Origin of the sequence: Streptomyces sp. NBC_01351 (assembly GCF_036237315.1) — a bacterium.
Classification (GTDB): Bacteria; Actinomycetota; Actinomycetes; order Streptomycetales; family Streptomycetaceae; genus Streptomyces.
The window spans coordinates 2546930-2564669 of the sequence record NZ_CP108356.1; the positions used below are offsets into that span (position 1 = coordinate 2546930).

Annotated in this window: 15 protein-coding genes; 6 read left to right on the plus strand and 9 right to left on the minus strand. The window is 71.8% G+C overall.

Annotated features, from left to right (window positions below; all coding sequences use genetic code 11):
- Positions 1–110: 110 nt before the first annotated feature.
- Positions 111–986 (minus strand): LysR family transcriptional regulator, encoded by an 876-nt coding sequence (locus tag OG625_RS11305; RefSeq protein ID WP_329390571.1) that lies wholly within the window; start codon positions 984–986, stop codon positions 111–113.
- 188 nt (positions 987–1174) lie between these two features.
- Here OG625_RS11305 and OG625_RS11310 point away from each other — a divergent pair, with 188 nt between their 5' ends.
- Positions 1175–2188: an NADP-dependent oxidoreductase gene (locus OG625_RS11310; protein ID WP_329378916.1), complete on the plus strand. Its 1014-nt coding sequence runs from the start codon at positions 1175–1177 to the stop codon at positions 2186–2188.
- Between the two features lie 119 nt (positions 2189–2307).
- A complete protein-coding gene (locus OG625_RS11315; protein WP_329378917.1) occupies positions 2308–4335 on the plus strand; it encodes a phosphocholine-specific phospholipase C in 2028 nt (675 codons plus the stop codon).
- 2 nt (positions 4336–4337) lie between these two features.
- On the opposite strand, the gene OG625_RS11320 is transcribed toward OG625_RS11315, so the two are convergent.
- Together OG625_RS11320 and OG625_RS11325 are read right to left on the minus strand one after the other, a co-directional pair.
- Positions 4338–4877, minus strand: coding sequence for a GNAT family N-acetyltransferase (locus OG625_RS11320; RefSeq protein ID WP_329378919.1), 540 nt, complete (start codon positions 4875–4877; stop codon positions 4338–4340).
- Positions 4874–5434, minus strand: a complete 561-nt coding sequence (locus OG625_RS11325; protein WP_329378921.1) for an SMI1/KNR4 family protein — start codon at positions 5432–5434, stop codon at positions 4874–4876. Before OG625_RS11325 ends, OG625_RS11320 begins: the two co-directional genes overlap by 4 nt.
- Positions 5435–5522: 88 nt before the next feature.
- Here OG625_RS11325 and OG625_RS11330 point away from each other — a divergent pair, with 88 nt between their 5' ends.
- Positions 5523–6224, plus strand: a complete 702-nt coding sequence (locus OG625_RS11330) for a nitroreductase family protein (RefSeq protein WP_329378923.1) — start codon at positions 5523–5525, stop codon at positions 6222–6224.
- Between the two features lie 89 nt (positions 6225–6313).
- On the opposite strand, the gene pruA is transcribed toward OG625_RS11330, so the two are convergent.
- Positions 6314–7945, minus strand: coding sequence for an L-glutamate gamma-semialdehyde dehydrogenase (gene pruA, locus OG625_RS11335; RefSeq protein WP_329378925.1), 1632 nt, complete (start codon positions 7943–7945; stop codon positions 6314–6316).
- Between the two features lie 35 nt (positions 7946–7980).
- Positions 7981–8907, minus strand: a complete 927-nt coding sequence (locus tag OG625_RS11340; protein ID WP_329378927.1) for a proline dehydrogenase family protein — start codon at positions 8905–8907, stop codon at positions 7981–7983.
- A 160-nt stretch (positions 8908–9067) separates the two neighbouring features.
- On the opposite strand from OG625_RS11340, the gene OG625_RS11345 reads away from it, so the two are divergent.
- Complete coding sequence (locus tag OG625_RS11345; protein WP_329378929.1) at positions 9068–10327, plus strand: PucR family transcriptional regulator; 1260 nt, start codon at positions 9068–9070, stop codon at positions 10325–10327.
- Positions 10328–10424: 97 nt separating this feature from the next.
- On the plus strand, positions 10425–11408 hold the full coding sequence (locus OG625_RS11350) for an NAD(P)-dependent alcohol dehydrogenase (protein WP_329378930.1): 984 nt from the start codon (positions 10425–10427) through the stop codon (positions 11406–11408).
- A 7-nt stretch (positions 11409–11415) separates the two neighbouring features.
- On the opposite strand, the gene OG625_RS11355 is transcribed toward OG625_RS11350, so the two are convergent.
- Positions 11416–12318 (minus strand): hypothetical protein, encoded by a 903-nt coding sequence (locus OG625_RS11355; protein ID WP_329378932.1) that lies wholly within the window; start codon positions 12316–12318, stop codon positions 11416–11418.
- Between the two features lie 79 nt (positions 12319–12397).
- The gene (locus OG625_RS11360; RefSeq protein WP_329378934.1) at positions 12398–13066 is read right to left on the minus strand and encodes a TetR/AcrR family transcriptional regulator; all 669 of its coding nucleotides are present in this window, start codon (positions 13064–13066) and stop codon (positions 12398–12400) included.
- A 102-nt stretch (positions 13067–13168) separates the two neighbouring features.
- On the opposite strand from OG625_RS11360, the gene OG625_RS11365 reads away from it, so the two are divergent.
- On the plus strand, positions 13169–14725 hold the full coding sequence (locus tag OG625_RS11365) for an MFS transporter (protein ID WP_329378936.1): 1557 nt from the start codon (positions 13169–13171) through the stop codon (positions 14723–14725).
- A gap of 88 nt (positions 14726–14813) precedes the next feature.
- On the opposite strand, the gene serA is transcribed toward OG625_RS11365, so the two are convergent.
- Positions 14814–16403, minus strand: a complete 1590-nt coding sequence (gene serA, locus OG625_RS11370) for a phosphoglycerate dehydrogenase (protein WP_329378938.1) — start codon at positions 16401–16403, stop codon at positions 14814–14816.
- A 266-nt stretch (positions 16404–16669) separates the two neighbouring features.
- A complete protein-coding gene (gene ilvC, locus OG625_RS11375; protein ID WP_329378940.1) occupies positions 16670–17671 on the minus strand; it encodes a ketol-acid reductoisomerase in 1002 nt (333 codons plus the stop codon).
- Positions 17672–17740 lie beyond the last annotated feature (69 nt).

The window sequence follows — 17740 nt, forward strand, 5'->3', positions numbered from 1 at the left end:
CGGCTTCTACAAAGCTAGGGCAGGTCCCGCTGTCTGTCTCCGCAATTACTCGGACTTCCTACTATCTGAGACGCCGAACCCCTCGAAAGGCCCTCCCGGCAGGCTCCGTTTCACGCCTTCACGGAACGAAGTTCCCTGATCAGAGCCCTGACGCTCAGGGTGGCGGCAGATTCCGGTGTGGTGACGTACCCCACCTGCCTCACAGGCCTCCCAGGGCCCAAACCGGTGATGCCGACGGCGTCGGTCGCCTCCCGGAGCGACAGTTCGGGCATGATCGCCATCCCGAGCCCGCGGCCGACCATCGTCAGCACCATCGCGTCGTCCTCCGCCTTGACGGTCGCCCGGGGGATCCAGTCCTGCGCCCGCCACCAGGCGCGGGTGTACGAGCCGCAGTTCTCGTCCCAGTCCAGCAGCGGCAGCGCCTTCGGATCCGGGTGCCCGGCCGGGTGGACCAGGGCGTACGCCTCCTCCACGAGCACTCCGGTGAGCAGGCCGGGCTCCACGTCCTGCGAGCCGCCCAGGGTGGCGATGCCGAGGTCGGCTCGCCCGGCGGCGACCTCCCCGGCCGCGCCGGCGCCGAGCTCGCGCACCACCCGGACCTCGGGGCGGATGCCGGGGTGGCGGGCGGTGAGCCGCTCCAGGGCGGGCGGCAGCAGGTGCAGGGCCGCGCTGCGGAACGCGGCGATCCGGAGCACGCCGGCGAGTTCGTCGCGGCCGGAGCCGGAGCCCCGGGCCGCGGCGCGCGCTTCCACGCCCATGACCTCGTACAGCCGCAGGATCCGGCGGGCGTGGCCGACGGCCCGCTCCCCCGCCGGGGTGGGCGAGGCGCCGGTGCGGCCGCGCTCGAAGAGGACCGCGCCGAGCTTGGCCTCGCTGCCGCGCACCGAGTGCGAGACGGCCGACTGGGTCAGGCCGAGCCGGGCCGCCGCGGCGGAGAAGCCACCGGTCTCGGCGACGGCGACGAGGACCCGCAGTTCCTGGGGCATCGGCTCGGCCGGGCCGTCGCCACGGGCGCCTCGGGCTCCCCGCGCGCCTCGGGATTCGGCGGATCCGGTACCGCCGGCGCCGGCTGCCATGGCTCCCACCTCGTTCTATGAGCATCATTCATGGATGTGTGGCTTCCATGAGCCCAACCCCCTGCCCGGGCCCGTGATTCCCTCCTAGCGTCTGCGCCATGACCACGAAGACCGCGTACGCCGTCCACCAGATCGCCCGCCCGACCGGTTTCCCGGCCGCCTCCGACTTCACCCACGTGGAGACCTCGATCCCGGAGCCGGAGCCGGGCACCACCCTCGTGCAGAACCTGCTGCTCTCCGTGGACCCCTACCACCGCGGAATGATGGACGGCGGCGAGGGCGGCTTCGAGCTCGGCACCCCGCTGGAAGGCCGGTCCGTGGGCCGGGTCATCGCCTCCCGCGACCCCGGGCTGACCGAAGGCGACCTGGTCTTCCACCGCGCGGGATGGCGCACGCACGCCCTGGTCACCCTCGGCGTGGACGGCACCCGCAAGCTCCGCGGCCACGCGGGCGTCCCCCTGGAGGCGTACCTCTCCATCCTCGGCGGCACCGGCCTGACCGCGTACGCCGCCCTGACCCGGACCGCGGCCCTGCGCGAGGGCGAGGACCTCTTCGTCTCGGCCGCGGCGGGCGGGGTCGGCACGGCCACCGGCCGCATCGCCCGGCTGCTCGGCGCCCGCCGGATCGTCGGCAGCGCCGGCTCCGCGGCCAAGGTCCGCCACCTCACCGAGAACCTCGGCTTCGACGCGGCCTTCGACTACCGCGACGGCCCGGTCGGCGAGCAGCTCGCGAAGGCCGCGCCCGACGGCATCGACGTGTACGTGGACAACGTGGGCGGCGAGCACCTGGAGGGCGCGATCGACGTGCTGCGCGAGTACGGGCGGATCGCCTGGGTCGGAGCGCTCTCCACCTACAACGGCGACCGGTCTCCCGCCGCGCCCCGCAACCTCTTCGAGGTCGTACACAAGTCGTTGCGACTGGAAGGGGTATTGGTTCGCAATCACACCAATCTGCAGGAGGAGTTGGAGGACTTCCTCGTCCCGCATCTGCGCAGTGGCCGGATCGGTACCGACACCACCGTTGTCCAGGGATTCGATCACACGGTGGATGCCTTCCTGGGCCTGTTCCGCGGGGACAATCTGGGCAAAATGCTGGTTCGGATCGCCGACTGAATCCGGCCGGCCGGATGTTCACCGAGTTCTTACCGCACGGATGTAGACCTTTGCAGCCGCTGCCGCCACTCTTTGCGTCAATGTGCCAACCGGGCACTGGAGTTGGAGGCGAGGACTCAGTGACACCGATCAGCCGCAGAGGTTTCGTGGGAATCGGCGCGGGACTGGCGGCGGGGGCGGCCCTGCCTCCGCTCCTGCCGACGACGGCGGCCGCGGCCGCCGCTACCGGCACCATCACCGACGTGAAGCACGTGGTGATCCTCATGCAGGAGAACCGCAGTTTCGACCACTACTTCGGCAGGCTGAAGGGTGTCCGCGGCTTCGGTGACCGCGCCGCCGGCAACATCCCGGGCGGCTGGGGCACTTTCAACCAGTCCAACTGGGGCGGCCGTCAGTACCCGTGGAAGCTGTCCGACACCCCTGCCGCCGGCGGGGCCGACAGCGAGACCCTGGCCCAGTGCACCGGCGACCTCCCGCACAGCTGGACCTCGCAGCACGCCGCCTGGAACAGGGGCCGGATGGACAACTGGGTCGCCGGCGTCGGCAAGACCCACACCCTCGGCTACCTGGACCGGGGCGACATCCCCTTCCACTACGGGCTCGCCGACCACTACACGATCTGCGACGCGTACTTCTGCTCGGCCCTCAGCGCGACCGGCCCGAACCGCACCTTCCTGTGGAGCGGCAAGGTCGACGCGGGCAGCAAGGACGGCGGCGAGGAGTCCGGGCTGACCTGGGAGACGTACGCGGAGGCCCTCCAGCGGGCCGGCATGAGCTGGAAGGTCTACCAGAACGCCCAGGACAACTACGGGGACAACGGTCTGGCCTACTTCAAGAAGTTCGCCGACGCCCGGCCGGGCGACCCGCTCCACGACCGCGGCATGGGCTCCGTGCCGAAGGTCACCGGATCCACCCCGGACGACATCGCCGCCGCCATCCGCGCCGATGTCGTCGCCGGGACCCTCCCGCAGGTCTCCTGGGTCGTGGCGAACGAGGCCTTCTCCGAGCACCCCTACGCCCCGCCCGGCGACGGCGCGCACTTCGTGGACCTGGTCTACCGGGCACTCGCCGCGAACCCGGAGGTCTTCGACTCCACCGTCCTCTTCCTCAACTACGACGAGAACGACGGCTTCTTCGACCACGTGGCCCCGCCCGTCGCCCCGCCGGGCACCCCCGGCGAGTACCTCGACGGCCTCCCGATCGGGCTCGGTTTCCGCGTCCCGATGATCGTGATGTCCCCGTGGACGCGCGGCGGCTGGGTCAGCTCCGAGGTCTTCGACCACACGTCCGTCCTGCGCTTCATGGAGACGTGGTCGGCCGCCCTCGGCACCCCCGCGGGCTGTCCGAACATCAGCGCGTGGCGCCGCAAGGTCGTCGGCGACCTGACCGGCGTCTTCGACTTCGCGCACCCGGTCTACGGGGTGCCCGCCGGCCTCCCGTCCACGGCCAAGGTCATCGGCCAGTCGACCTGCGGCCCGCTGCCCAATCCGGCGCCGCAGGACAACGCCCTCCCGGCGCAGGAGGCCGGCACCCGGCCCGCTCGCGCCCTCCCGTACCAGGTGAACGGCAACCTGGACCGGCTGGAATTCGGCGCGGCCGGCAAGATCCTGGCCTGGTTCTCGATGACCAACCAGGGCACGGAGGCGAAGCGTCCGGCGCACTTCTCGATCCACCCGCACCAGCACCGGGACACGGCTGCCTGGCAGTACACGGTGGACGGCGGCGCCTCCGCCTCCGACTACTTCAACATCGGCCTCGGGCACGGCTCCGGCAAGTACGACATCTCGATGTACGGCCCGAACCGCTTCCTGCGCCGCTTCCTCGGCGACGCCACGAAGCCGGGCAAGTCCCTGGAGGTCGCGGCCCGCTTCGCGATCGAGCCGGGCACCGGCAAGACGGCGATCTACTTCAAGCTGACGAACGCCTCCGCCGCGCCGGTCACCTTCACGATCCGCTCGAACGCCTACCGCACCGACGGCCCGTGGACCTACACCGTCCCGGCGAACTCCTCGCGCGAGGACTACTTCAACGCGGTGGCGTACAGCAACGGCTGGTACGACTTCACGATCCTCGCCGACTCCGACGGCACCTGGTCGCGCCGCTACACGGGCCACATCGAGACGGGCGCGCCGAGCATCTCCGGCTAGGCCTACAGCACGTCCCCGTCCCGCCAGTCGAAGTCGAGCCGCCCGGTCGGGTCCAGCCGGACCCCGCCGGGCGGCGTCCACACGTAGGTGGACCCCTCCTCGTCGGGAAGCCGCTCGGGCCCACCCGGCCCGAGCACCCCGACCTGCCCGCCCCACACCGCCCAGCCGCGGACCTCGTACAGCGCGGCCCCGTCCTCGGAGGCCGAGAGCGCGCCGAGCACGTACGCCCGGTCGACGATCCCCTCCAGGGCGGCCATCACCCGCCCGCCGAAGCCCTGCCGCCGGTACCCGCCCCGCACGGCCACGGCCTCGACGTACCCGGCCCGCAGGGCCCGCCCCCGGTGCACGACCCGCCGCTGCACCACACTCCCGTGCGCGACGAGCACCCCGCCCTCCGCCCGGACCAGCACGTGCATCCCCCCGAGCGCGTGCTCGAAGTCCTCCTCGGCGAAGTCCCCGCCGAAGGCCGCGTCGAGCAGCTCCCGGATCTCCGCGATCTCCTCCCCGGTCAGCTCCGAGGTGTGGGCGACGCGCGTACTCATAGCTGCTCCAGCCAGTCCGTGTACCAGGTGCGGAAGTCCGGGCTCTCGGGCACGAACCCGCCCCAGTCCGGTTCCAGCCACCAGACCTCCCCCGCGTACGGGCCGTTAAGGACCAGCCTGCTGTACATGCCGCAGCCCTGCTCGGAGAGCATGAGCGTGCCGCGGGTCCACTCCTCGGCCTCCCCGCCGAAAGGGCCCGGGCGCGGAGCTGCGAGCGGGAACGGCGCGGCCAGCCGCCCGGGGCGCCGGTCGTCCTCCCATTCACCGTCCACGGCCCAGTCGTCGTCGGCCTCGGGACGCGGGAAGACCAGCGGCATCAGCCCGTAGTCGGGGCCCGCCGGACCGTCGCCCACCGTCGCGACGAAGGCCCGGTAGGCGGCGGGCAGCCGGATCCCGTGCTCCTTCTCGAAGGCTCGGATCTCGGCCTCCGGAAGCGGCGGGGTCAGCTCGTACCGGTGGCCGCGGGTGCGCCCTCGGTGCCGCGCCGCCTTCTCCCGCAACCGCGCCCGTACGCGCCGGCGTCCCAGTCGCTCATGCCGGGACCGTACCAAGCGCACGCATTGCGGACGCGACCCGACCGCGGCGGTCGGGAATCGGCCGACGCGGCTCTGGCGGTCTGGACCATTGCCTCGGCAGACTCCCCCCATGGCTCCCGACACCCAGCAGTGGACCCCGATCCACGACCAGCCGTACCGTCCGGCCCCCTACCGTCCCGCGCGGATGCCGAGCGGGGAATCCCTCGCGCGCGCCGCCGAGTTGCGGGCGCGGATGGACGAACGCAGGACCGTACGGCACTTCTCCCCCGACCCCGTGCCCGAGCAGGTCGTCCGCGACGCCGTCGCGTGCGCCGCGACCGCGCCCTCCGGGGCGCACCAGCAGCCGTGGACCTTCGTCCTGGTCAAGGACCCGGCCGTACGGGCACAGATCCGCGCCGCCGCCGAGCAGGAGGAGGAGCTCTCCTACGACGGCCGCCTCGGTGACGAGTGGCTCGCCGCCCTGCGCCCCCTCGGCACGGACGCCGTCAAGACCCACCTCACGGACGCCCCGGCCCTGATCGTGGTCTTCCAGCAGCGCTACTGGCTCGGCCCGGACGGTACGAAGCGCAAGCACTACTACGTCGACGAGTCGGTCGGCATCGCGGTCGGCATGCTGCTCTCCGCCCTCCACCTCAGCGGGCTGGCGGCCCTGATCCACACGCCGAGCCCGATGCGCTTCCTCTCCCACGTGCTGAACCGGCCGGAGAACGAGAAGGCCTTCGCGGTGATCCCGGTCGGCTACCCGGCGGACGACTGCGAGGTCCCGGACCTGGTCCGCAAGTCCCTGGACCAGGTGATCGTCGAGGTCTAGTCGCGGGAATGGGACCGCCCCCGCTCCGGAATTGGGGGTACCGGAGCGGGGGCGGGGTTCAGCGGGGTGGGGGTCAGCCCATGTGGGGGTCAGCCCATGTGCGGGTAGCCGTACTCGGTCGGGGCCACCAGGGTCTCCTTGATGGAGCGGGTCGACGTCCAGCGCTGGAGGTTGGTCGCCGCGCCGGCCTTGTCGTTCGTGCCCGAGGCACGGCCGCCGCCGAACGGCTGCTGGCCGACCACGGCGCCCGTGGACTTGTCGTTGATGTAGAAGTTGCCCGCCGCGAAGCGGAGCTTCTCCATCGCGTCCGCGGCCGCGTACCGGTCCGCCGCGATGATCGAGCCGGTCAGGGCGTACGCCGACACGGACTCCATCTGGGCGAGCATCGCGTCGAAGTCGGCGTCCTCGTAGACGTGCACCGCGAGGATCGGGCCGAAGTACTCGGTCGTGAAGACCTCGTTCTCGGGGTCGGTGCAGGCGATGACGGTCGGACGGACGAAGTAGCCCTCCGAGTCGTCGTACGTGCCGCCCGCGACGATCTCGCAGGTCGGGTCGGCGATCGCACGGTCGATCGCCGCCTTGTTCTTCGCGAACGACCGCTCGTCGATGACGGCGCCGATGAAGTTGGTCAGGTCGCGGACGTCACCCATGGCGATGCCGTCGACCTCGGCCGCGAAGGCCTCCTTGAAGCCGTCGTTCCAGATGGAGGCCGGGACGTAGGCGCGCGAGGACGCCGAGCACTTCTGGCCCTGGAACTCGAAGGAGCCGCGGGTCAGCGCGGTCTTCAGGATCGCGCGGTCCGCGGACGGGTGCGCGACGACGAAGTCCTTGCCGCCGGTCTCGCCGACCAGGCGCGGGTAGGACTTGTACGTCTCGATGTTGTTGCCGACCGTCTTCCACAGGTACTGGAAGGTCTTGGTCGAGCCGGTGAAGTGGATGCCGGCCAGCTCGGGGTGGTTCAGGGCCACCTCGGAGACGGCGATGCCGTCGCCGGTCACCAGGTTGATGACGCCCTTGGGCAGGCCCGCCTCCTCCAGGAGCTCCATCAGGAGGACCGCGGAGTGGGTCTGCGTCGGGGAGGGCTTCCACAGGACCACGTTGCCCATGAGGGCGGGGGCGGTCGGCAGGTTGCCCGCGATGGCCGTGAAGTTGAACGGCGTGATCGCGTAGACGAAGCCCTCGAGCGGGCGGTGGTCGCTGCGGTTCCACACGCCGGCGGAGTTCGCGACGGGCTGCTCGGCCAGGATCTGGCGGGCGAAGTGGACGTTGAAGCGCCAGAAGTCGACGAGCTCGCAGGGGGTGTCGATCTCGGCCTGCTGCGCGGTCTTCGACTGGCCCAGCATGGTCGAGGCGGCGAGCTTCTCGCGCCACGGGCCGGACAGCAGCTCGGCGGCGCGCAGGATGATCGCGGCGCGGTCGTCGAAGGACATCGAGCGCCACGCCGGGGCGGCGGCGAGGGCGGCGTCGACGGCCTCCTGCGCGTCGGCCTGGGTGGCGTTGGCGTAGGTGCCGAGCACGGACTTGTGGTCGTGGGGCTGGACCACGTCGAAACGCTCGCCGCCGCCCATCCGCTTGACGCCGTTGATCGTCATCGGGAGGTCGATCGGGTTCTCGGACAGCTGCTTGAGCTGCGTTTCGAGACGTGCGCGCTCCGGGGTTCCGGGGGCGTACGAGTGGACCGGCTCGTTGACCGGCACGGGGACCTGGGTCACAGCATCCATGGGGCGGTGGACTCCTTGAGCTTGGTTTCGTGGACCTAGTTCTTGGTGATCATCGAGCGGAGGAAGAACAGCAGGTTGGCCGGCTTCTCCGCGAGGCGGCGCATGAAGTAGCCGTACCAGTCCGTGCCGTACGCGGTGTAGACGCGCATCCGGTGGCCTTCGGCGGCGAGCCGCAGGTGCTCCTCGCCGCGGATGCCGTAGAGCATCTGGAACTCGTACTCGTCCAGCTTGCGCCCGGCGGCCCGGGCGAGCTCCTGTGCGATGGCGATCAGGCGCGGGTCGTGCGACCCGATCATCGGGTAGCCCTCGCCCTCCATCAGGATCTTCATGATGCGGACGTACGCCTTGTCGATCTCGGCCTTGTCCTGGTACGCGACCTCGGCGGGCTCCTTGTAGGCGCCCTTCACGATCCGGACGCGGCTGCCGGCGGCGGCCAGGCGGCGGGCGTCGGCCTCGGTGCGGAAGAGGTACGCCTGGATCACGCAGCCGGTCTGCGGGAAGTCCCGGCGCAGCTCCTCGTGGATGGCGAACATCGAGTCGAGGGTGGTGTGGTCCTCGGCGTCGAGGGTCACGGTGGTGCCGATGGCGGCGGCGGCCTCGACGACCGGGCGGACGTTGGCGAGGGCGAGCTCGTGGCCGCCCGGGAGGGCCTGGCCGAACATCGACAGCTTCACGGACATCTCGACGGTCTCGCCGAGGCCGAGGTCCGCGAGGCGCTCGACGAGCTGGAGGTAGGCATCGCGGGCGGCGTGCGACTGGGCCACCTCGGTGATGTCCTCGCCGACGACGTCGAGGGTGACCTCCAGGCCCTTCTGCGTGAGGTCCTCGACGATCGGGATCACCTGGTCGACCGTCTCACCGGGGATGAACCGGTTCACCACGGGCTTGGTCACCGGGGCGGCAGAGACGATTCGGCGCATCTTGTCGCTGCGCGAAGCGGCGAGGATCACGGGACCCAGCACGGGGGCACCTCCAGCGGGTGGCAGAAGAAAAGCGCAAGTAAAACCTCCGTGAAACCTAAGGATCGCTTCGATGCTCTGCCATCGACAGCTGTCACGCATCCGTGTCCCGGATCTCATACATCTGTCTGAAGAGTCGGTGCGCGGGTGGGAGAATGTCCGGGTGAAAGGCGATTACCAGGACCTGGTGGACGAGATCTCGGCGCTGCTCGGCGCCCCGGCGACGCTGGAGAACCGGGACTTCCGCCTCATCGCCTTCGGCGCGCACGACAGCGAGGACGACTCGGCGATGGACCCGGTCCGCACCCGGTCGATCCTGACGCGGCAGTCGACGGCGGCCGTCCGGTCCTGGTTCGAGGGCTTCGGCATCGCCCGCGCCACCGGCCCCGTCCGGATCCCGGCGGCGCCCGACGCGGGGGTCTTCCGCGGGCGCCTCTGCCTTCCGGTGCGGTACCGGGGCATCGTGCAGGGCTACGTGTGGCTCCTCGACCCGGAGCCCGGGACGCCCGGCACGCCCGACACAGGGCCCGGGCCCGCCGCGCTGGACGCGGCCATGGAGGTGGCCGAGCGGATCGGGGTGCTGCTCGCCGAGGAGGCGAAGGCGGGGGCCGACCTCTCGCGGGAGTTCCTGGCGGTGCTCACGGCCGGGCGGGGCTGGCAGCAGGACATGGCGGTGGCCGCGCTGCGGCTCGCCCTGGGCGCGGGCGGGGAGGGGCTGCACGCGGCGGTGTGCGTGGCGCCCTGGTCCGGGGAGGCGCCGGCCTCGGTGCCGGGCGCGGCGGCGGTGTGCGTGGTCCCGCGCGGGGCGGGCGGCGGGAACGGCGGTTCCGCGGATCCCGCCGGCCCCGGGCGCGGCGACCTCGCGGTGCTGCTGCGGCTGCGCTCGCCCGACGCCCTGGACCCGGCCCTGGCGGCGGTGGCCCGGCTGCTCCCGCGCACGGTCGAACCGGCCGGGCCGGGGGCTGCGGCAGGGTCTGCGGCGGGGGCAGCGGCGGGGTCTGCCCGCCGGATGGCCGCGGGCGTCGCGGAACCGGTGCGGGGTCTCGCGGCGCTGCCCGGCGCCTGGGAGCAGGCCGTCGCGGCGGCCCGGGCGGCCTCCGCGCAGCCCCGGCTCGGCCCGGTCGCGCGCTGGTCGGCCATCGGCCCGTACCGACTGCTCGCCGCCCTCGCCGCCGACCCGGTGGACGATCCGGCGGCCCGCGCCCTGTTGAGCCCGGCCCACGGCGAACTGGCCCGCACCGCCGAGGTGTTCCTCGACTGCGCCGGTCAGGCGGGGCGCGCGGCGGCCGCCCTGGGGATCCACCGGCAGACCCTGTACTACCGGCTCTCGCGGGTGGAGCAGCTGACCGGCCTCGACCTGGACGAGGGCGAGGACCGCCTGCTGCTGCACATGGCCCTCAAGGCATCGCGGCTGCACGGCTGAAGAGGGGGCCGGCCCCCGGGGTCCCTAGGGGGTCTCCCCGATACCGGGGCGGCCGCAGGTCACCTACCGTCGCGAACAGCGCTGACTAGGAGGCCGGATGAAGGCGATCGTCCAAGACAGGTACGGCTCGTCCGAGGTGCTGGAGTTCAGGGAGGTCGACCGGCCGGTCCCCAAGGACGGCGAGGTGCTCGTACGGGTCCGCGCGGCCTCGGTGAACGCCCGTGACTGGCACGTCATGCGCGGCGATCCGTACGTGGCGCGCCTGGCGTTCGGGCTGAGGAGACCGAAGCGGCGGATGCGGATCCAGGGCGGTGACTTCGCAGGCGTGGTGGAAGCCGTCGGCAAGGACGTGACCCGGGTGCGTCCCGGTGACGAGGTGTACGGCGAGGCCGACGGGGCGTTCGCCGAGTACCTGTGCGCCCCGCAGGGCGTACTGGGGCCGAAGCCGGCCAACCTGAGCTTCGAGCAGGCCGCCGCGGTGCCGCTGGCCGGGAACACCGCGCTGATGGGCCTGCGCGACGTGGGGAAGGTGGGTCCGGGGCAGCACGTCCTGGTCAACGGCGCCTCGGGCGGAGTGGGGACGTTCGCGGTGCAGATCGCGAAGGCGCTCGGCGCGGAGGTGACGGGCGTCTGCAGTACGCGCAACGTGGACCTGGTCCGCTCGCTCGGCGCGGACCACGTCGTCGACTACACCCGGGAGGACTTCACCCGCACGGGCGCCCGGTACGACCTGGTCTTCGACCTGGTGGGCAACCGCACGCTGGCCGACTGCCGGCGGGCGCTGAATCCGACGGGGATGCTGATCCTGGCCGGCGGCGGCGTGTCCGAGGGGGGCAGCGTCTTCGGCCCGACGGGCCTCCTCATCCGAGGGACGGTCATGTCCCGCTTCGGCGGTGGCGGGCGGATCCACGTCCTGACGACGGCACCGAGCACGGACAACCTGGCGGCGCTGCGCGAGCTCGTCGAGCGCGGGGACGTCACCCCGGCCGTCGACCGGACCTACCCGCTGAGCGAGGCCGCCGAGGCCGTCCGCTACCTCGAAGTGGAGCACGCCGGCGCCAAGGTGGTCATCACCGTTTGACGGGGCTTCAGCCCCGCCGGGGCCCCTGCCCGAGCGGTGCGCCGCTCTCGGCGTCGATGACGATCCGCGCGCCCACCGGCCGGGTCAGGGTGACGGGGACGCTCTGGTGCCGCAGCGCGAGGTCGCAGGCCTCCCCCGCGCCGAGCTCCTTGCCGGGCAGGATCCGTCCGGCGAGGACCACGGTGTCCACGCCTTCGAGGACGTCGACGGCGACCCCTCCGTCGCAGCTCCCGTGGCCCGCCGTCACCTCGAAGGAGGTCGCCTCCGGGGAGCCGGCCGAGTGGCCGGAAAGCGGGGCCGTGCCGTCCGCGAAGGCGCCGAGCGGCTCGATCGGGGGCGCGGGCAGTTCCTGCGCCCGGATCGCGATCCGGGCCAGCGGGGTGTCGTAGCCCTCGACGGTGAACAGCCACGCGGGCACCCTGGCCCGGCCGCGGCTGGTGGGCACGGTGGTCTCGCCGAAGCGGACGGCCGTGACGGACAGGGGGCGTTCGCCGCCCGCGGGGGCCTTCGCCCGGTCGATCTGCCCGTACGCCTCCTGCGCGCCCAGCAGCGGAAGGGCGAGCTCGCCGCCGTCGGGCCAGCGGATCGGGGTGGCGGGCGGCAGGTCGGCGGGCAGGGTGGTGCGCAGCACGAAGTGCCCGTTCACGGCGGCGGCCTTGTCCTCGCCCGAGCGAAATCCGCCCGACGGTGCCCAGTCCTGTTCGCCCAGCGGATGGAAGCCCTCCCGCCACTGCCGGAGGGCGGCCGAGCCCTCCCAGGCCGCGGCCACCCGCTCCATGCGCGGCCGGGTGTCGACGGGAGCGGCGCGTTCGGCCCGTCCCCCCGGCGTCGTGCCGCATCCGGCCACCAGCACCGCCGTCGCCACCAGCCCGCACAGCGCCGCCGTCCCGGCCCGCGTTCCCGCTCTCATCCGGCTCCCCCCTCGCCTCGGGCCCGCAGGCCGATCCGGGGGTGGGACGGGGACCTCCCGGCGGCGGTTCCCGCTCCGCTTATTCCGGGTCCGCGACCGGGTCCGCGACCGGGTCCGGCTGGTCCCCCCGGCCCGGCTGCTCCCCCCGCCCCGGCTCCGGCTCCGCCCTCGTCCCCGGGCCCGCCATCGCCGCGGCGGCGGCCGCCCTCATGCCCTCGGTGAACTCCTCCGCCGTCGCCGCCGACTTCGGGTCGAACAGCCACTGGATCATCAGGCCGTTCAGCAGTGCCTGGTAGAAGCCGCCGAGCGTCCGCTCCTCCCGTTCGGTGATCTCCTCCTCGGGGGTCCCGGTGAGCATCGCGATCAGACCGCGCCGCCCCTCGGCCTGGGAGGCCGCGAGCATCGCCCGCAGGTCGGGCATCCGGTCGCGGGCCAGCGCGACCTCCAGGCTGGCCGCCCAGACCGGACCGGCTTCGTCCCGGTGGGCGAGGAAGCCCTCCCAGACCGCGCGGAACCGTTCCAGCGAGCCGCCCTCCCCCTCCACGCCCTCCTGGAAGACCGCGCCCAGCTCCTGCATCAGGGCGATGAAGGCCTCGGTGAGCAGCGCGTCCTTCGAGCCGTAGTGGTAGCCGATGGAGGCCAGGTTCGCCCCGGAAGCCTTGACGACGTCTCGCGCCGTGGTGCGCACGAAACCCTTCTCGACCAGGCACTTCTTGGCGCCCTCAAGCAGATCTTCACGATGTCCCATGGCGTCACCGTAGCAAGACGACCGTCATAGACGGAAGTTCAAGACGGGCGTTCTATACAGACGTCATAGACAAACGTTTATGACGTCTGTACATTGCTTCTCATGACGAACCCCAGCGCCACCGTGCGACTCGCCGGCCGCCGCGAATGGACCGCGTTCACGGTCCTCCTGCTGCCCCTCCTCCTGGTCTCGATGGACGTCTCCGTCCTCTACTTCGCCATCCCCGCCATCACCGAGCAGCTGGACCCGAGCGCCACCCAGCAGCTCTGGATCTTCGACAGCTACGCCTTCGCCCTCTCCGGCCTGCTGATCACCATGGGTTCGCTCGGCGACCGGATCGGCCGCCGCAAGCTGCTGCTGATCGGCGCGGCCGCCTTCGGCCTCGCCTCGATCGGCGCCGCGTACGCCACCAGCGCGGAGATGCTGATCGCGGCCCGCGTGCTGCTCGGCATCGGCGGCGCCACCCTGATGCCCTCCACGCTGGCGCTCATCCGCAACCTCTTCCAGGACGACAAGCAGCGCGGCAAGGCCATCGCCATCTGGTCCGGCGCCATGACCGGCGGCATCGCCCTCGGCTCGGTCCTCAGCGGTGTGATGCTGAACCACTTCCACTGGGGCTCCGTCTTCCTCGTCAACGTGCCCGCGATGCTGCTCCTGCTGGTCCTGGTCCCCGTGCTGGTCCCCGAGTTCAAGGACCCGGCCCCCGGCCGCTTCGACCTGCTGTCCGTCCCGCTGTCCATGGCCGCCGTACTGCCGGTCGTCTACGGGCTCAAGGAGATCGCCGCAGAGGGCTTCGAGCCCCTCTACCTCGGCTGCCTGCTGGCCGGCCTGGCCATCGGCTACGTCTTCGTCCGCCGCCAGCGCACCCGTGCCGACGCGATGGTCAGCCGGACACTGTTCCGGGGCCGCGGTTTCGGGGCGGGCGTCGGCCTCAACACGATCGCCGCCTTCGTCATGATGGGCTCGGCCTACTTCACCACCCAGTACCTGCAGTCCGTGCTCGGCATGGGCACCCTGGAAGCCGCGCTGTGGAGCCTCGCCCCCTCGGTCTTCATCGGCGCCGCCGCCCCGGCCTCCGCCGCCCTCGCCCAGAAGGTGGACCGGGCGTACGTCATCGCCGGCGGATTCGTCCTCGCCGCCGCCGGATTCGCGCTGATGGCCCTGGTCGGCACCGACTCGCTGTGGCTGCTGCTGACCGGCGCCGGGGTGCTCGCCTGCGGCATCGTCACCGTGATGTCCCTGGTCTCCGACATGGCGCTCGCCTCGGCCCCCGCCGAGAAGGCCGGTTCCGCCGCCTCCCTGCTGGAGACCGGCCAGGAGTTCGGCGGCGCCCTGGGCATGGCGGTCCTGGGGTCGCTGGGCACCGCGGTCTACCGCAGCGACCTGGCCGGCGCCGACCCGGCCGTCCGGGAGACCCTGGGCGGAGCCGCCGCCGTCGCCCACAGGATGGGCGGGGAGGCCGGGGAGCAGCTGCTGGCCCTGGCCCGGGAGGCCTTCGTCCACGGAATGCAGTACGCGGCCTGGGGCGGTGCGGCGCTGCTGCTCGGGGCGGCGCTGCTCGCCACGGCCCTGATGCGGGGGATCACGGCCCCCGCCCCGGCCGCGGCGGAGCCGGCCGGGACCCCCGCGGCCCCGGTGAACGAGCCGACGTACAACTGATCGGCGCACGGGAGCCGTACGACGCGAAAGGGCCCGGGGGTCTCCCCCGGGCCCTTCCCCTGTTCCTGCGAGTCAGCCGGTCGGCCGATCAGCCGAGGCTGACGGTGCGCGCCGAGACGGCGCCGATCTCGGTGGCGATGTCCGCGAGGACGTTGGCGGGGACCTCGGCGTCGACGGTGAGGATGGCGAGCGCCTCGCCGTGCTCCTCGGCGCGGGCGACCTGCATGCCCGCGATGTTCAGGCCGGCCTCGCCGAGCAGCTGCCCGACCTTGCCGACCACGCCCGGGCGGTCGGTGTAGCGCAGCACGACCATGAAGTCGGCCAGCGCCAGGTCCACGTCGTACTCGCCGACGCCGACGATCTTCTGAAGGTGCTTCGGGCCCGCGAGCGTGCCGGAGACCGAGACCTCCTGGCCGTCCGACAGGGTGCCGCGGACGGTCACCACGTTGCGGTGGTCCGGGGACTCCGAGCTGGTGGTCAGGCGCACCTCGACACCGCGCTCCTGCGCGAACAGCGGGGCGTTGACGTAGGAGACCGTCTCGTCGACGACGTCCTCGAAGACACCCTTGAGCGCGGAGAGTTCGAGCACCTTGACGTCGTGCTGGGTGATCTCGCCGCAGACCTCGACGTCGAGGCGGACCGCGACCTCGCCCGCGAGGGCGGTGAAGATGCGGCCGAGCTTCTCGGCGAGCGGCAGGCCGGGACGGACGTCCTCGGCGATGACGCCGCCCTGGACGTTGACCGCGTCCGGCACGAGCTCGCCGGCGAGCGCGAGGCGCACCGACTTGGCGACCGAGACACCGGCCTTCTCCTGGGCCTCGTCCGTGGACGCGCCGAGGTGCGGGGTGCAGACGACCTGGTCGAGCTCGAAGAGCGGGGAGTCCGTGCAGGGCTCCTTCGCGTACACGTCGAGACCGGCGCCGGCGACGCGGCCCTCCTTGATGGCCGTGTACAGCGCGGCCTCGTCCACGATCCCGCCGCGCGCGGCGTTGACGATGCGGACGGACGGCTTCACCTTGTGCAGGGCCTCGTCCCCGATGAGACCGAGGGTCTCGGGGGTCTTGGGCAGGTGCACGGTGATGAAGTCGGCGACCTCGAGGAGCTCGTCCAGCGTCAGCATCTTGACGCCCATCTGGGCGGCGCGCGCGGGCTGCACGTAGGGGTCGTACGCGACGATCTTCATACCGAAGGCCGACATGCGCTGCGCGACCAGGACACCGATGCGGCCGAGGCCGACGACGCCGAGGGTCTTCTCGCTGAGCTCGACACCCGTGTACTTGTTCCGCTTCCACTCGCCGTTCTTCAGGGCGGTGTTGGCCTGCGGGATGTTGCGGGCGGTGGCGACGAGCAGGCCGCAGGCGAGCTCGGCGGCGGTCACGATGTTCGAGGTCGGAGCGTTGACGACCATCACGCCGGCCTTGGTGGCGGCGGAGACGTCCACGTTGTCCAGACCGACGCCGGCGCGGGCGACGACCCGCAGCTTCTTGGCGGCGGCGATGGCCTCGGCGTCGACCTTGGTCGCGGAGCGGACGAGGATCGCGTCGACGTCGACGATCGCGGGCAGCAGCTCGGCGCGGTCCGCGCCGTTGACGTGCCGGATCTCGAAGTCCGGACCGAGCGCGTCCACCGTGGCGGGCGACAGCTCTTCGGCGATGAGTACGACAGGTTTCGAGCTCACGTGGGTCATCCTCACAAGTCCAGTGCGGACGGCCGTCCCGACGGCCGCAGGCGGTGGAGGGGGTAGCCGCGTGGAAGACGCACGACACTGTGGGCCTGACGCGTATGTGTTGAGCAGTGTAGTGGCGGCGGCGGACCGGATTTCCGCCTGTACGGAAGGATCACCCGTCCGTGGTTGGCCGTGTTGGACAACCCGGGCCGTCAGGGCCCGTCCGGTGATGCGCGGCGGGGCCGGGACACAGCGTCCCGGCCCCGCCGCGCACGAGATCAGCTCTCGTCGCTGTCGACCCAGCTCATGAGCTTGCGCAGCTTCTTGCCGGTGGTCTCCAGCAGGTGCGCCTCGTCGGCCTTCTTGTACTCGTTGTACTTCGGCAGACCGGCCTTGTACTCGGCCATCCAGTCGTTGGCGAACTTGCCGTCCTGGATCTCCGCGAGGACCTTCTTCATCTCGGCCTTGGTGGCGTCGGTGATGATGCGGGGACCGGTGATGTAGTCGCCCCACTCGGCGGTCTCGGAGACCGACCAGCGCATCTTCTCCAGGCCACCCTCGTACATGAGGTCCACGATGAGCTTCAGCTCGTGCAGGCACTCGAAGTACGCGATCTCCGGCTGGTAGCCGGCCTCGGTCAGGGTCTCGAAACCGGCCTTGACCAGGGCGGAGGCGCCACCGCAGAGGACGGCCTGCTCACCGAACAGGTCGGTCTCGGTCTCCTCGGTGAAGGTGGTCTTGATGACGCCGGCGCGGGTGCCGCCGATGCCGGCCGCGTACGAGAGCGCGAGCGCGAAGGCGCTGCCGGAGAAGTCCTGCTCGACCGCCGCGATGCACGGAACGCCGCGGCCTTCCTCGTACTGGCGGCGGACCAGGTGACCCGGGCCCTTCGGGGCGACCAGGGCGACGTCCACGTTGGCCGGGGGCTTGATGAAGCCGTAGCGGACGTTGAAGCCGTGACCGAAGAAGAGCGCGTCGCCCTCCTCGAGGTGGTCCTTGATGGACTCCTCGTAGATCTCGGCCTGCAGCGGGTCCGGGGTCAGGATCATGATGACGTTCGCCCACGCGGCGGCCTCGGCCACGGGGACGACCTTCAGACCCTGCTCCTCGGCCTTGGCCTTGGACTTCGAGCCCTCCTTCAGACCGACGACGACGTCGACGCCGGAGTCACGGAGCGACAGCGCGTGGGCGTGGCCCTGGCTGCCGTAACCGATGACCGCGACCTTGCGGCCCTGGATGATGGACAGGTCGGCGTCGTTCTCGTAGAACAGCTCGGCCACTGGGATATCTCCTTGGTGCGCTGGTGTTGCACCCACCGTACGGCGGGGAACGGAATCTGAGTTTTCGGT